The organism is Sporolactobacillus nakayamae (genome assembly GCF_900113325.1).
Classification (GTDB): domain Bacteria; phylum Bacillota; class Bacilli; order Bacillales; family Sporolactobacillaceae; genus Sporolactobacillus; species Sporolactobacillus nakayamae.
Genome location: NZ_FOOY01000038.1, coordinates 1 through 14,715 on the forward strand (window position 1 = coordinate 1; position 14,715 = coordinate 14,715).

Annotated in this window: 17 protein-coding genes, 1 pseudogene and 1 riboswitch; of the genes and pseudogenes, 4 read left to right on the top strand and 14 right to left on the bottom strand. The window is 43.4% G+C overall.

Features of this window, described 5'->3' with window-relative positions:
* Positions 1-323: 323 nt before the first annotated feature.
* From thiE to BM003_RS16880, 11 genes and pseudogenes are all read right to left on the bottom strand, one after another.
* Entirely contained in the window at positions 324-980 is a 657-nt protein-coding gene (gene thiE, locus BM003_RS16830; RefSeq protein WP_093674783.1) for a thiamine phosphate synthase, read from the bottom strand.
* Positions 970-1,785 carry a bifunctional hydroxymethylpyrimidine kinase/phosphomethylpyrimidine kinase gene (thiD, locus tag BM003_RS16835; protein WP_093674784.1) on the bottom strand — a complete coding sequence of 272 codons (816 nt, stop codon included), beginning with the start codon at positions 1,783-1,785 and terminating at the stop codon, positions 970-972. Before thiD ends, thiE begins: the two co-directional genes overlap by 11 nt.
* Positions 1,785-2,594 (bottom strand): hydroxyethylthiazole kinase, encoded by an 810-nt coding sequence (thiM, locus tag BM003_RS16840; RefSeq protein WP_093674785.1) that lies wholly within the window; start codon positions 2,592-2,594, stop codon positions 1,785-1,787. The genes thiD and thiM overlap by 1 nt, the downstream gene beginning before the upstream one ends.
* Positions 2,569-3,279: a thiaminase II gene (tenA, locus tag BM003_RS16845; protein ID WP_177184853.1), complete on the bottom strand. Its 711-nt coding sequence runs from the start codon at positions 3,277-3,279 to the stop codon at positions 2,569-2,571. The genes thiM and tenA overlap by 26 nt, the downstream gene beginning before the upstream one ends.
* Positions 3,280-3,352: 73 nt before the next feature.
* Positions 3,353-3,451, bottom strand: a riboswitch (TPP riboswitch).
* A 77-nt stretch (positions 3,452-3,528) separates the two neighbouring features.
* Entirely contained in the window at positions 3,529-3,756 is a 228-nt protein-coding gene (locus BM003_RS16850; protein WP_093674787.1) for a DUF896 domain-containing protein, read from the bottom strand.
* A gap of 200 nt (positions 3,757-3,956) precedes the next feature.
* A pseudogene (locus BM003_RS16855) lies at positions 3,957-4,549 on the bottom strand (DUF2441 domain-containing protein).
* 111 nt (positions 4,550-4,660) lie between these two features.
* Complete coding sequence (locus BM003_RS16860) at positions 4,661-5,164, bottom strand: hypothetical protein (RefSeq protein WP_093674789.1); 504 nt, start codon at positions 5,162-5,164, stop codon at positions 4,661-4,663.
* 61 nt (positions 5,165-5,225) lie between these two features.
* Positions 5,226-6,137: a proline-specific peptidase family protein gene (locus BM003_RS16865; protein ID WP_093674790.1), complete on the bottom strand. Its 912-nt coding sequence runs from the start codon at positions 6,135-6,137 to the stop codon at positions 5,226-5,228.
* Between the two features lie 110 nt (positions 6,138-6,247).
* Positions 6,248-6,844: an MFS transporter gene (locus BM003_RS18170; protein WP_177184854.1), complete on the bottom strand. Its 597-nt coding sequence runs from the start codon at positions 6,842-6,844 to the stop codon at positions 6,248-6,250.
* Between the two features lie 90 nt (positions 6,845-6,934).
* A complete protein-coding gene (locus BM003_RS18175) occupies positions 6,935-7,501 on the bottom strand; it encodes an MFS transporter (protein ID WP_093674792.1) in 567 nt (188 codons plus the stop codon).
* Positions 7,502-7,588: 87 nt separating this feature from the next.
* A complete protein-coding gene (locus tag BM003_RS16880) occupies positions 7,589-8,161 on the bottom strand; it encodes an ArsR family transcriptional regulator (RefSeq protein ID WP_093674793.1) in 573 nt (190 codons plus the stop codon).
* Positions 8,162-8,392: 231 nt separating this feature from the next.
* Here BM003_RS16880 and BM003_RS16885 point away from each other — a divergent pair, with 231 nt between their 5' ends.
* Both BM003_RS16885 and BM003_RS16890 read left to right on the top strand, forming a co-directional pair.
* The gene (locus BM003_RS16885) at positions 8,393-9,226 is read left to right on the top strand and encodes a hypothetical protein (RefSeq protein ID WP_093674794.1); all 834 of its coding nucleotides are present in this window, start codon (positions 8,393-8,395) and stop codon (positions 9,224-9,226) included.
* Positions 9,227-9,306: 80 nt separating this feature from the next.
* Positions 9,307-9,987 (top strand): hypothetical protein, encoded by a 681-nt coding sequence (locus BM003_RS16890; protein ID WP_093674795.1) that lies wholly within the window; start codon positions 9,307-9,309, stop codon positions 9,985-9,987.
* A 54-nt stretch (positions 9,988-10,041) separates the two neighbouring features.
* Here the strand turns inward: BM003_RS16890 and BM003_RS16895 are convergent, their stop codons facing one another.
* Entirely contained in the window at positions 10,042-10,347 is a 306-nt protein-coding gene (locus BM003_RS16895) for a rhodanese-like domain-containing protein (RefSeq protein ID WP_093674796.1), read from the bottom strand.
* A gap of 20 nt (positions 10,348-10,367) precedes the next feature.
* Positions 10,368-11,645, bottom strand: a complete 1,278-nt coding sequence (locus tag BM003_RS16900; protein WP_093674797.1) for an MDR family MFS transporter — start codon at positions 11,643-11,645, stop codon at positions 10,368-10,370.
* Between the two features lie 198 nt (positions 11,646-11,843).
* Between BM003_RS16900 and BM003_RS16905 the strand changes: the two genes are divergently transcribed.
* Entirely contained in the window at positions 11,844-12,722 is an 879-nt protein-coding gene (locus tag BM003_RS16905; protein WP_093674798.1) for a DMT family transporter, read from the top strand.
* Positions 12,723-12,735: 13 nt separating this feature from the next.
* Here BM003_RS16905 and BM003_RS16910 read toward each other — a convergent pair whose 3' ends face one another.
* Positions 12,736-13,302, bottom strand: a complete 567-nt coding sequence (locus BM003_RS16910; protein ID WP_093674799.1) for an NAD(P)H-dependent oxidoreductase — start codon at positions 13,300-13,302, stop codon at positions 12,736-12,738.
* A gap of 323 nt (positions 13,303-13,625) precedes the next feature.
* Here BM003_RS16910 and BM003_RS16915 point away from each other — a divergent pair, with 323 nt between their 5' ends.
* Positions 13,626-14,612 carry a nuclease-related domain-containing protein gene (locus BM003_RS16915; protein ID WP_093674800.1) on the top strand — a complete coding sequence of 329 codons (987 nt, stop codon included), beginning with the start codon at positions 13,626-13,628 and terminating at the stop codon, positions 14,610-14,612.
* Positions 14,613-14,715: the final 103 nt, after the last annotated feature.

Below are 14,715 nucleotides of genomic sequence, written 5' to 3' on the forward strand. Positions count from 1 at the left end.
CTGTACACAACGCAGAAGTCACCGCATCCTGCGGAAGTTCTGTGTCAGCTTGTTTCTCCGCTCCTTACGTATCAACAGGGGAACTTCAACTAATACCGTGCACGTCCTGTGCACAACGTTGAAGTCATCACGTCCTGTGAAAGTACGCGCGGGTAGCTCGAAACTGCGCTTCCTTGATCTTCGACGCTCAGGACGAGCTAGTGTCAGGCATGCCACAGGACGTGGCGATTTGCCTGACCTCGGCTCTTTTTGTCCTCCTTTTTGAACAGACTCTAATAGCAGGTCATTCATGGTACCATGAATGACCTGCTCAATAAATAGCATCAAAAATCGTTCGATTGTGATAAAAAGCGTTCCACTGCCATCGCTGGATCAGCAGCTTTGGAAATAGCGGAAATCACAGCGACTCCGGCTGCTCCTGCCGAACAAATAGTTGGAACATCGGCTGGTGTTACTCCCCCTATAGCAACCATCGGCAATGGATAATTCATTTCCGCTAAGGTACGAATTAACGTATCACCCAAAGGAGATTCCGCATCCGCTTTTGACTGTGTCGGTTTATAAGGACCGACACCGATATAATCAGCCCCATCGACAAGCGCTCGATTGGCTTCTTCGACAGAATGTGCGGAAACGCCAAGCCACATCGCTGGTCCAATTTTTTGCCGTACCTCGCGTGCGATTTCATCTTTCTGTCCAACGTGCACTCCATCGGCATTCAGTTCAAGTGCAAGCGATACATCATCATCGACGAAAAAAGGGACGTGATACGTTTGGCATAAATGTCGTGCTGCTTTTGCAAAGGCGAAACGCTCGGATCCGGTTAATGACTCTGCGCCCTTTTCCCTCCATTGATAACAGGTAATTCCTGCTTTCAACGCGATTTCAAGCGTCGTTAACGGATCATAGAGCCCGACGTCTTGTGAACCCATGACAAAATATAAAGATAAAACGTGCTTCAGGTCTTTATCACTTGTCATAAGCGGCCACGTCCTCTCGCAATGACCAGTGCGCAACCGGCCCGTGACCATGACCAATTTCCGGTGCATGAGCGATGGCCCGCGTCAGCAAGTGTTTTGCCGTTCTGACGCTTTCCTCCAGATCATGACCTTTCGCCATTTCAGCTGTGATTAATGACGAGAGCGTGCAGCCCGTGCCATGGGTATGCGGTGTATTAATGCGATCTGCCTCAAACCAAATTGTCCGATCCTTTGTCACGAGACAATCCCGTGCCTTTTCCGGATTCGCCTCATCATGTCCGCCTTTAAGCAGTACGGCCTTAGCGCCTTGGTTTATGATTTTTCTCGCCGCTTGTTCTCGATCTGCGTCCGAACGAATCGACATCTCCGCCAGAACTTCAGCTTCTGGTGTATTCGGTGTAATCAAATCCGCTACTGGCAGCAGCTTGCGGCTGATTGTTTCAATGGCTTCGGGAGCTACCAAATGGGCGCCTCCTTTTGCGACCATGACCGGATCGACCACTAGCGGATGCCAGCCAAATCGGCGAATACCGCTAGCTACTGCCTCAATCCGCTCAGCATCAACCAGCATTCCTGTCTTCAATGCGGAGATCGTAAAGTCATCAGCTAACGATTCCATCTGACGCACAATGGCTTCAACCGGAAGTGGATAAACACCTTGCACTCCTTTTGTATTTTGCGCGGTAACGGCAACCACAACAGACATCCCGAACACATTTCGCTCTTCAAACGTTTTCAGATCTGCTTGCACCCCTGCTCCGCCGCCGCTGTCTGTTCCAGCGATTGTCAAAACTTGTGGTATCATCAGACAGTCACTTCCTCAATATCTGCATAACGCTGAACCTTTTCTTCATCTAATAGGTATAATTCATCCATCAATTTTTGGCGAAAAGCACCGGGTCCCGCACATTTCTCTCCCGCCAGTTGTCCGGCAATCGCGTAATTTACCGAAGCGGCGACCGACGCTTCTAAATAATTCTGAGAAACAGCTGCGTAGGCGGCTTGAATGACACCATTCAAGCAACCGGAACCGGTCATAAAAGGAAACAGAGGATGACCGTTTTTCACCCGATACGCCTGACGCCCATCTGTAATGGTATCAACAGCGCCTGAAACAGCAACAACGGTATGCCATTGGCGCGCCACGCGATCAGCCATTGCCAGAACATCGCCTTCGCCTTCACCGGCGTCCACACCTTTTGCTCCCCAACTTTCTCCGGCAAGCGCCGCAATTTCACCCGCATTACCGCGAATGATCGCAATGTCTAACTCACTGAGCAGCTTTTGCACCGTGTTAAGTCTAAAATCGGTGGCACCAGCGCCAACTGGATCAAGAACAACTGGAACACCCGCTTGATTCGCTGCACGTCCGGAAAGCAGCATGCTTTGAATGGAGTAAGGCGTCAGGTTGCCGATGTTGAGCTCAAGTGCTCCGCTGATCGCCGCAATCGCTTCGACTTCTTCATGCGCCTCAGCCATGATCGGTGAGGCACCGACAGCGAGCGCGCCGTTTGCTGAATCATTAATAGCGACACGGTTGGTAATTACATGCAGCAAAGGTTTTTTCTCGCGTACTTCGCGCATTAAGTCAATCAATCGATGAGTAGAAATCATGAACATCTTCCCCCTTCTCTTGTTCCGGCCAATCACTGAGCGTGGCTCCCATTTGCCAAAATCGGAGTTCATAGTAACTGCTCTGCAGAAAGATATGGGTCATATCATGACATTCTGCATCGGACGCATCTTTGCTTGCTTCATCCCAAAGGGCGCGTTCGATGAGTACATTTTTCTCAATATCTTCACTGCTGTACTCGGCAATCCAATCTTGAAAAATTTTTGCTTGCGGCTGAGCATCTTTTAATTGCAATCCGATTTCGTAGTAGAGCCAAGGGCATGGCATCAACGCGGCAAGCGTGTACCCCAACTTTCCTCTGCTTACCACATGATAGAGATGGCTGATGTAGGCGTAAGCATCCGGAGCCGGGCGGAACGCCTCCCATTCCTGATCACTGATTCCAAGCGCCTGAAATACACTTTGATGAAGCTGCAATTCTCCTTCTGCCAAGCCGTTTCCTATTTTGAGAAGCTTCGAGACAGCCGCCGCATCATCCGTTTGCGCGGCAGCCATACCGTGAAGCTTGGCAAACTCACGAACATAGTACGCATCCTGTTTGATGTAATGGCGAAACGAATCCAGACCTAGCGTTCCGTGCTTAATCCCTTGTACAAAGGGATGTTTGAAACTCTTCTGCCACAATGCATCGCTTTGCTTACGTGCCAATTGTGAGATTCCTTCCATTTTGTCACTCTCCCTATTTAAGGCAAAATTAAAACCGCTTTCGTAATGAAAGCGGTTGATTACCATGAGTGAAAAGCTGGATCAGCCACTTCCCTACGCCGGCATCACCCGGATCAGGTTCAAAGGGTCTTGACAGAGTCAATCTCAGCTTTCCGCTCCCCTAGTGGAACTCTTATTTAATTGAATTCATGGTACCATAAGCGCTTACATTATTCAAAGAATAGCACCCGAAAGATCGAGCACGGGTGCTTACTCTTGATCAAGTGCTTCCCGCAGCGCTTTCGCTTTCTTCGGTGTGATGTCCTTCCCCTTTGGATCAACCACCTTGATTTGCGACAGCTGCTTTTTAAACCGTTGACGAAAATTCTTTAGATACTTTTGACGAAGCTCCGCCTGTCGTTTTTTTTCTTGTATCGTTAAAGGCCTCTCTCTTGAAAGCCTAGCAAGTTGATTAATTTCATCGATCAATGTACTCATTTTTCTCAAGCCACTCCTTTATAATGCTCTCGTTGCATTATCGCATAGTGACCGATCTGATTTCAATTCATTTGTGAACTATCAGTAAATTTTATTCCCGAATTTCCTTCATTACTCTGCGCTTTTTCCTTACCCATTTGTACCATTCGTTTGAATTCAAAATATGTGCCTTCTGCCGATAGAGACATCTTTCCTAAAAATTATGCCGAGAAATCATCAATAATTTCTACCACTTCAATTGTTCCGTTAATCAAGAGTTCAGGAAGCTCGTTTTTCACATTGCCCTTCCAATATTCTCTGGCCTGTTCCATTTTTTGAGAGAAAGGAACTCCATCTTCCTTTGGTAAAAGGCTCCCGTCACCTTCAAATGTATTTCCATTAACTCGTAGTTTAACAATTTGCAAGACGTTCCGATTATAAGTATCAAATAAATCTTTCCACTTCAAAACGTCTTCATAGCTTTTCGCGGCGTATAAGCAGGACAGTCTTGAAGGATATTCAGGAAATTCTTGCAGTCTAACCAATTCTACAATCACTTCTCTAATCGCTCGGATTGTTTGGTCTACATAGGCAATGGCTACCTTAGCGTTTTCTTTATTCATGTTCATTCCTTCGTTCGTATAATGTCCTTTCAACATTTGAATAAAGTCCTCACCTTTAGCATTCAATTGTTCCCGTTCAAAAAAGAAATGGTATAAGGTGTTGTGTTGATTCTTGTCAAAGTTAATAATCTGACCTAGACACATTTTTTCCGAGTAACAATGTGGTAGACATACAATTCATTCTCATTCATGGTCGGCCTCCAATTCGATCCATTAAGAGCATGGCAGTAATCATCAAACTGCATGTAATAAGAGGAATACAAGTGGCTCCCTAAATGCAGGGGCAAAATTCATACATCATGTCACTGTTCCCGCCATTTGACAACTTGTTTATTGATTTTTTTTTGCAATACTTTAGCTACTGCCTGCCGATTGTTGATATTCAGTACTTGATCCGCATACTCTTTTGGGAACATCTCCTTAATCGAGTCTGTAAATTTGCTGCCGTCCTCAGCCTCTTTATAACCAACAACTTTATAGCTGCCCCCTACTTTTTTTAATTTGACTCGTACAGGGAGAGAACCACCGTCAACTTCTGTCTTTTTTTCTCGATTAAATCCTTCATAGAGATAATAAAGGTAAACTTCGGTGAATCCGGTATCTTTTTTTCTCGCCCCGTATAGTTTATGTGCTTCATATTGCTGTTCTGTTTGTTCAATGAGGCCTTTGTTATGAGCCAACAGATAATTCGAAATGACTTGATTCATCGTTTTCGTAACCTTCACCGGTTTGCCTTGATCGGTGCAACCGGCAATGAAAAGACTTATGATTAAAAAAGAAAGCAGTCCTTTAGTACTTGTTTTCACGCATTCTCCTCCTTTTATATGAATAAATCCGCCTTTTTACGGGCGGATCAAACAGTTTCTCTCAGTCATGGAACTTGTCGTTCTCAACATCCTTAATAAATGTTGCAAGATGATCGAAGTACACCGGGGCGTTGTCAATCATATGATGATGGCCGCCTTCCGGTGTAGTAGCGAGTCGCGCGTGCGGAATCGTTTTTGCCATGCGCCGTGCAGCGGCAAGCGGCATTGTTTCATGCTCACCAAACGTAATCAGAGTCGGAACGGTAATGTTCTTTAGTTGATCGCGTACATCCCACTCCTTGAGTTTGCCGGTCACGACAAATTCGTTATCGCCTTGAAACGCGTTATATACAGGCGTTGCCATAGTTGGCGACAGATGTGAGATTGCCGGAGGCTGTTTGCGATCAACAAAACCTTTATTCAATATATCCACATAACCCTGGTAGCGATCATTGTCATAATCATTCGTCGCTTCACATTGCTTCATAAAAGCAACCGCATCGGCAGGCAGCGTTTCCTCGCGAATTTTATTAATATTGGCGACATATTCGTCAATATTATCCGTCATCGAAGAAATAATGGCACCTTTTAAGTGCTTGCCATATTTCAAAGCATACATTTGGACAAGCGCGCCGCCCCAGCTCTGACCGATCAGATAGAATTGATCCAGTCCCAATTTCTGCCGAACCTCTTCAACTTCATCTAAGAAGTACTCATAGGTTAAATACTTCGAAGCAGTTTCAGAATTTGAATAGTCCGGCTGATCTGAATAAAGAGAGCCTAATTGATCGTACATATGTACTTGAATGCTCAAACCCTGTTCCGCCAACTTTTGAGCAAAGTTTTCATAGTACTCATGGTTTCCGCCTGGGCCTCCATGCAAACAAAGCAAATGGATATCGCCGGTTCCTTGGGTGTTCGTCCAAAGATGATATCCGTTGTCCAAAGTCAAAATCGTTGTTCCTTGCTTCATATTAATCACCTGATTTTTCCATTGATGCCATTATCATAGCACTAAATTGTGTGAGGTGCTAAACTCATCGTAAGTCCGCGAATACGCATATTTGTTATTCTGCGCAACAATTAGTCAATGGTTTTTGATCTTGACTCCCGTACGTGAAGCAGATCTTTATACCCTTTAGTACAGATTAATCCTAAGGATACAACCGCCATCAAGACTCCGGCAATGACCGTTACTTGAATGACACCAATGGAGACTGAGAGCGCGCCACCAACAAGAAGACCAATGATTCCTCCAAGATAAGAGAACATTTGCATAATACCCACCGCGCGCCCTCTGAATGTCGCAGGGGTAACGACCAAGAATAGTGAACTGACAGGAATACTCAGGCAGGAGTTGAGCAGTCCAATGCCGCTGATCCACACAAACAGAGGTATCAATCCAAAACTCAGATAAGACGAATGAATAAAGAGAATGAGTGCCATCCATAGACCAAGTATGATCCCTGAAAAAATGATAAACTTTCCTGGGTGTATGCGTTTAATCAAATAAGGGCCGGCAAACGAACCGACAATTGCGCCTACGCCTGCAACAGATTCAAGCAGTCCGTACTGAAAACCATTCACATGAAAAATCTGAAGTTCAATGGAAACCGATGTTGCATTGAAGACACCGGCAGCAAGCATTAAGACGAAGACGATAAAAATTAAAAATCTCAAACTTTTTAACGAGGAAACCCGTTTTATGCCTTTAATCATTGCTGTTATGACCGATTCACGTCCCTTTGCATCAGGAATCTTAAGTTCTTTTTATGCATAGCGCGATGAAGCAAAGATAAACCCTGCAGATAACAAAAAGGTCAACATATCGATCATTAATATTTGTCCGCTTTGGATGACCAATAGCAACACTCCAGCTATAGGTGGCCCGATTAAATCAGTAGCCTGACTTGTTCCTTGGGAAAGACCGATCGCATCAGGTAACTTTTGCGCGCTCACAAGTTCAGTTAAATAGACCGTCTTTGCAGGACCGTAAAACGCAGCACCCGCCCCCTGAAGGAAAATCAAAATAATCAAAACCCAAGCAAAGTTAAGAAAAAGGATCATAAAACCGACAATCAGCAATTGAAAAAATTCGCTGCCGATCATAATTGCAAATTTCGGCATTCGATCCGCAATAGAACCCGCAAAAATGCCAACTAAGACCATCGGCAGCATTTGTGCCAGTAAAACCATACTGATCATCATGGCACTGCGCGACTGCGTGCCGATATGATAGACCAACACGGTTATCGTAAGCGCGTTACCAAAACGAGTCGTCAGTGTTGAAAGCCAGAGCATGAGATAGCCTCTATTTTGCAATAAAAGATCTTTCATACAAAACACTTCCTTATTATGATATATAATATTTTCACATATTAAATTTATTGTACGTTGAGTAAAAAAAGAGAATAACTAACGGATTTAGTCCAATTCTGATTCCGGATCAGTATGGAACATCGTCATACTAACATAGTAATTTTTCATGGCGTCAGTTGGTGTTCGTTGACGCAGCTTTTCCATTTGCTCGTGAAGATCAATAATTTTGGTAGCTAATTCTTTTTTTTCTTCATTCGTCAAGGCAAGAGAAACAGAAACTTGAATCAATTCTGGTTGAACAGCACTCGCCTCAGTCAGCTTTTCACGCATTTCATCCAAGGCATCTAAAGCATTCTGCTTCATAATGTTATCAAGCTTAGAGGCATCCTCTCCATTAATTAATGATGCTACTTTTTGCAAGGAAAAACCTGCCGCAACCGGTAGATAGAATTTTTGTTGAATGCCGTTCTTTAGTTCTGTACGAACTACCTTTACTAGACCGACTCTTTCCAATTCGGTGAGATGGTAACGTACTTTGGAAGGTGACATCTGAAATTCATCCGCCAGCATTTTTCCTGTTTTTTCTTTACCGCAAAATGACCATAAGATCTTAATCCTAAAGGGCTCGCTAAAAACCCTAAGTTGTTCCAAATCTTTAATGTAGTATATTTTTTCCATTAGCACGACACTCCAAAGTTATTTTAATTAAACATATAAATATTTTTGTACGTTTAATAATAACAATATAGTCCTTAACTGTTTCAGTGTAAAGCAAAAAAACTCATTTATACTAGTGGCTCAATGAATAATCTGCACATTCTCAAAAAGAAGTCGGTTCAGTACCTATTCGCACCTATGTTTTCAGGACAGCTGCTTAGGGAATAATAAGGAGAAGGGGGTTATGTCACCATGAAAAAACAAGTGATTATTACTCTATTGTTTACAGCCTTGATCATTGCCGGATGTTCACAAAGCGCGGTAGAAAGCAGTAAACCTACGGGTGACTCTTCCTTGAGTCAGACAGACAGTTCATCGTCGAACATGAATAGCGTAGGATCAAGTACTCAAGATAAAATAAGTAACAGTCCAAATGAAAAAACAAACACCAATCAAACAACTGCAAAAACCGGAACCCTGCAGCAAACGCTCAAGGACATCCGAATCGTTCTGAAGGATAAGGGTCAGCTCCATCTCCCGCAACAAGTACCCCTTGAAAAAGGGAAATATATATCAGCAATTGTGAAAAAGCAGTCATCGGGATACTCAATCACATTCAAACAGACAAATACTCCGGTCGCTGTGAATGACAAGACACTTGCTCATGTAAAAACACTTGCAGTTGTTAACGCACAAAATTATGCGAGCCGTGCAGAGGCAGCCAAGCAGATTACTTACCATAATTTTGGACCAACGGACGGCGCTGCTGTCGATCTGGGACACAACATTACGGGCTACGCAGATGCGGGTGCGGGCACAGCAGGGATTTCTTGGAATGAAGGACGTTGGACACTTGCAGCTTTATCACCAACAACAGACGCAGATAAAGGAAGGCAATTAGCCCGAGAGATCGTCGCCTATCTGGAACAGCATACCTTACCTATCCCTCATCAGTATGGAACCATTCAGGTCTATACTGATAACCGACAAAGCATGGTCAGATGGCAGGATGGCGATACGCTCTTTGAACTCACCGGTATAAATGATCCGATTATTCTACTAAAAGTCGCTGTTTCAATGAAATAACTTTAGTGACAATCCCCAGTCTATTGTCTATAATTCTCTTATTCATATATTAGATGATAGTGCTGTGGAGGTCTGATTACATGATCATTGATGACGCAATGAAGGACAGGTTAAACAAACTGAAACAAGAATTCGAGCTGGACAGGCCGCACTCCATGCTTGATCATATCCATATGTCGCCAAAAAGCAGAAGTCTTGTTGAAAAAGATAGTTTTGCGCTGTTAGTCGCTGTAATCGCCGATCAATCGGTGAAGTCAGAGCTCGCGTGGAATCTTCCCTATGAACTAAGTACGAGAATTGGGATCAATTATCTGAATCCGGAATGGATCATCCAGAACATTGAGACAGTCCAAGAGACGATCAAAAAAAAACCGGCACTCCATCGTTTTCCGAAAAAAATAGCCGACTATATTTTCTCATTATCGTCAATCATTCATGAAAAATACCAATCAGCAGATCAGTTGCTGAATTGTTCATTGGATTATCACACATTTGTGTCGGCGATCAAGGAAGTTTCAGGAATCAGCGATAAAAAAGCCAATTTCCTATTTTTGATCCTTGTGCTCGATTTTAACCATCCATTCATAAATAAAGAGCAAAGCGGCGTTCTTTTCGATTCACATTTAGATAACTGGCTATCCAGGTATTTCAACAGGAAAATCAGTAAATCTGAGGCGAATCGAATCTGCAAAGAAGTCTCTCCAGACAATCCCGCATTGCTCTGCCCTTACCTATGGAATTTAGATCGAAAATTTAATTAGATTATCAAAAAAGAGGATCTCAAAAGTCATTAAAATGACGATGAGGTCCTCCATTTATGAATACGTGATCGCTCCGGTCCATGCAAGCATTCCGCCGGTCATATTTTTCACTTGAAAGCCGCTTGCTGAAAGGATTTCTGCGGCAAATGCACTGCGCACTCCCGCATGGCAAACAAGGATGTGTTCCTTGGATTTGTCAATTCGCCTCAACTGGGATTGAATGCTGTTCACCGATATATTAACAGCACCTGGAATATGACCTTCTGCAAACTCGTCAGGCTCACGGACATCAATAACACTGGCAACTTGCCCATTCAGACGCATCCTTTTCACTTCATCAGCAGAAACATCTTTGTACATCATCTATTCCTCCAATTGGTTTATTGATTTACTGTTTTTCCATCCATTTTTCTTGACTCACTTCTCATTGAGATTCGCTGTTCAACACATGGGAGAATCAGTGCGTAGAGAAGTGTGCCGGACAGTCCGATTGCGGTAATGATGATCGCCGTCGCAAGTGTCGACAAATACGTTCCGATTGTGATCGTTAATGAAGCAATCAGCATGGCGAGATTGTATTTCAATCCGTTAATCGCCATGTAGGTACTTCTCGCATCTTCAGGCGGTATCGCCGCGGCATAGGATTGCTCGACAGGAACACGGAATACTTCTCCAATGGTCAGGACAACCATAAATACGATCAGCATCCAAACAGTATTTGTATAAGCCAGCACACCGTAGCCAATCGAAAAAATCGCGCAGCTGCCGATCAATGCGGTCTTATCATTCAGACGCCGACTCACAGCTGAACTAAACAGCATCAGCACCGCAACAAGAATCGTGTTTTCACTGCGCAGAAAACCGAGCATCGTTAATCCGTTGACTTTCCAAACTAGTAAAGATTGCGTTGGCATTTCCGCGCTCAAACGAATGCCGATATAATTTGTCAACTGTAATTCCATCGAAAAAACAAGAACACCGGCAATGACAAATAGGATAAAAAGCCGATCTTGAAAAACGCGCCGGTAACTTGAAACAATATGTAACACATGCTTATGCAGCGACATTTGACCGGTTTGTCGTCGACTATGGCTTTCCTCTATAAAAAAAGCGACAAGAAAAACAACCCCAAACTCGACAACACATAGTGCAATGAACAGTTCAAATAAATAGTGCTGGAACAGCAACGCACCCACTATTCCACCGATCGCAATCGACAAGTTGTTCGCCCAATACGTGATCGAATACATTAATTTTCGCTGTTCCGGTGTGCTGACATCAATCAGCATCGCGTCATTTGCCGGACCGGCAAGCCCCCAAGAGATGCTGTTGACGATCATCATGATAAAAGTCAGCGTGGCTGATTCAAAAAAAGGCGAGTTGCTGATCATCATCACAACAAATGCGGCGAATCGCGCACACTCCGCATAGAGCATAACTTTTTTTCGGCCAAATTGGTCTGACAAATAGCCACCAAGAAATGATATAGTGATACCAATAAAAATGTTAATCAACAGCAAGAGACCTGTCGTCTTAGCGCCGAAGTGATAGGCCAAGTAAATGGTCATGAACGGAAAAATCATCCCGCCGACAAAACGGCTTGTAAAGGTCTCGATAATTCTTATTTTAATATTTTTATGAAAATCTCTGAATCTCAAACTATGCCTCTTTCTTCTCAGATATAACGTCTGCAGATGAATTATTTTTATAACGCGCATGTCAGAGCAATCAGTATACCATTGATCTGCATTCTTGGTAACAAAAAAAGCAAATGACAAACCTGCGACATATGATAGTATGGGATTATGCCTCTTTTGTGTAACCCTCATGAGTTGGAGTGATTTTTTCTGGAATCTATGAAACCGAACTACGTGTATCTCATTCTCTTTTTTGCCGCATTCGCGCTTTCCGTATCGGCGATTTTTGTTAAGCTTTCTGATGCTCCGTCAACAATTATTGCGGGCTATCGTATGCTTTTCTCAACAATTGTTCTCTTGCCTTTTCTTCTTTTTAATAAACCAAACCGCACAGCGTTAGTTTTATTGTCCCGAAAACAATGGTTTCTTGGAATTCTTTCCGGGTTTTTTCTCGCTGCACACTACGCATTATGGTTCGAGTCTCTGCGCTTTACCTCCGTCGCAAGCTCTACCGTGCTCGTCACGTTGCAGCCTTTATTTGCCTTTGTCGGCGGTTATTTTCTTTTCGGGGAAAAGTTAACCCGCCGGGCGTTATTCGGCGGGCTTTTAGCGATCACAGGTAGTGTAATCATTGGTTGGCAAGACTTTCAAGTAAGCGGTGGCGCTCTTTTTGGTGACTTACTCGCGTTTATTGCTGCCGGGTTGATTACCGGATACTTTTTTCTCGGGCAAGGTCTTCGCAAAAAGCTGCCACTCATTCCCTATGCGATCATTGGCTACGGCAGCAGCGCTCTCTTTCTCCTTGCCTTTTCTGTAATGAGCGGATTCTCGCTCACTGACTACTCTGCAATTAATTGGTTATGGTTCCTATGTCTAGCGCTCATTTCTACCATACTCGGGCAGACGGTTTTCAATTGGCTGCTCAAGTGGCTGAGCACGTCAACACTATCCATGAGCATCGTCGGCGAACCGGTTGGGACCTGCATTCTCGCCTACTTCATTTTGGAACAAGGGGTCACCTTACAGCAAGTCCTTGGCATCTCAACCATACTTTTAGGTATTACAATCTTTTTAACGAAAAAGAAGCGAATACTCTAACTCATTTGGCTCATTAGCGGTCAAAAATTGTGTCTAAATGTTTTTTCATCTGATCCTCATATGCTGGTGCATCCGGATTCTTGATAACATCATGAAAGGAAATGCTTGGCAGTTTTGTTAGGCCGACAAAATCTTGGGTATCGTGAAACGCGGAGAGCACATCATCGACAGATCGGCCATTAAAAAATGAGTCGCCATTGCCGAACACTTCCTTCGGCGCGTTCCATGTCGTAGATACCGTATAGCGTTTCCCTTTAAACAAGCCGCCTCTGCCATATTCAGGTGCGCTTGAATAGAACGTACCATAGTTATAGACATCTTCAATGTACCTTTTAAGCACAGCAGGCGCGGCAAACCAGTAAATCGGAAACTGAAAAAGGATAAAGTCTGCCTGCTTCCACTTATTTTCTTCATCTCTTACCTCGTATCCGTCTGCCACGCTCGTCGTCAATACATCGAATCCTTTGTCCTTCAAGTAACCAGCTGCAGTGTCTGATAGAAACGTGTTCAAATCGCCTTTTGCGACATAATCGTAACGAGTATCCTTACCATTAATGATCAATACCGTTTTTTGCTCCATATAGATCCTCCTGAATTCCACTTTTCTCCATGAGGTATTCTCTACTTTATCTGTCGTTTCCTTCTTAAATTTTTTTGGCGCACTGATCATTTCGCTTGTTCACAAAGCTGTACCTTTTCTTATCAAAAATAAATAGGAGTATGACCGCGAATTGTGGAATCTATTAGAAAGCTTGGCTTTGCCAAGCCTCCGGCGAACGCCGAGACTTAGTTGCATCATCCAAGAGGACGCGGTGGCTTTGACGTTGCTCACAGGAAATGAGCGCCATTAGTCAAAGATCCTTACTCCGCTGAATTATAAATAAATAAAAATGAGGTGGGCCAATGTACCGAAAGCCAATTGAATCTCCCTTCCATATCAACCAGCTTCACGCCTGTCTCAACAGGGTTTCAACACAAGCAGTTATCTGGAAAGAAATCGAAAGTCGTTATAAACGATCCCTTTTTGGGTTCAAAGGAGAACAATCATTGATTTTTTTTCTTGATTATCTCTCAGAAGAATTTATTATTTTTCACAATTTACGGCTGTCTGATAAAATCCATCATTTTCAAATCGATTGGCTAGCCATGTGCCCCCGATTTTTCCTAATTATTGAGGTCAAAAATATAATTGGGAAACTAACGTTTGACCATAACCTGTGGCAACTGATCAGAGAAAGCGATGGAAAAATTGATGTGTTCGATGATCCCTTGATTCAGGCAAATAAGTTACAGGAACAGTTAATGAAATGGTTTAATGATCATGCCGACTTATCAAAATTTCCTGCCGAGAACCGCGTAGTTATTACTTCTTCTGCTCAACTTCAAATTCTAAATTCAGAAGATCCTTTAATGAAAAACCTCACGAGAACCTCTGCTTTTGGAACCGCATTAAAAAAAATAAACCAAAACCATACACGTGACTACATTAATCAGGACGATCTGCAAGCAATTGCAGATCAGCTCATGGATAATCACGCCCCGCTCATTCTCGATTTATTTTCTTCGTTTAAAAATCTGAAGCGGACAGATATCATCAAAGGTGTTCAATGTCCAAAATGTCACACTTTTTATATGAAACGTATACATCGCAGCTGGCATTGCTTTTCATGCAATCATTCATCAAAAGAGGCTCATATTCCAGCGCTTCGAGATTATTATCTTATCTTCGGGTCCAAAATCACAAATAAGCAATGCAGATTATTTCTATTGATTGACTCTGCTGACACGTGCAGAAGAATTCTCCAATCTGTATCTCTGTCTTACAGTGGAAAAAACAGAGGCCGAGTTTACCATCTGTCACACGAACTGTTAACTATTAGACTGACATGATTATTTCTTTCTGAACGCTGATTCTTTCGCCTGAACGCTGATTCTTTCGCCTGAACGCTGATTCTTTCGCCTGAACGCTGATTCTTTCGCCTGAACGCTGATT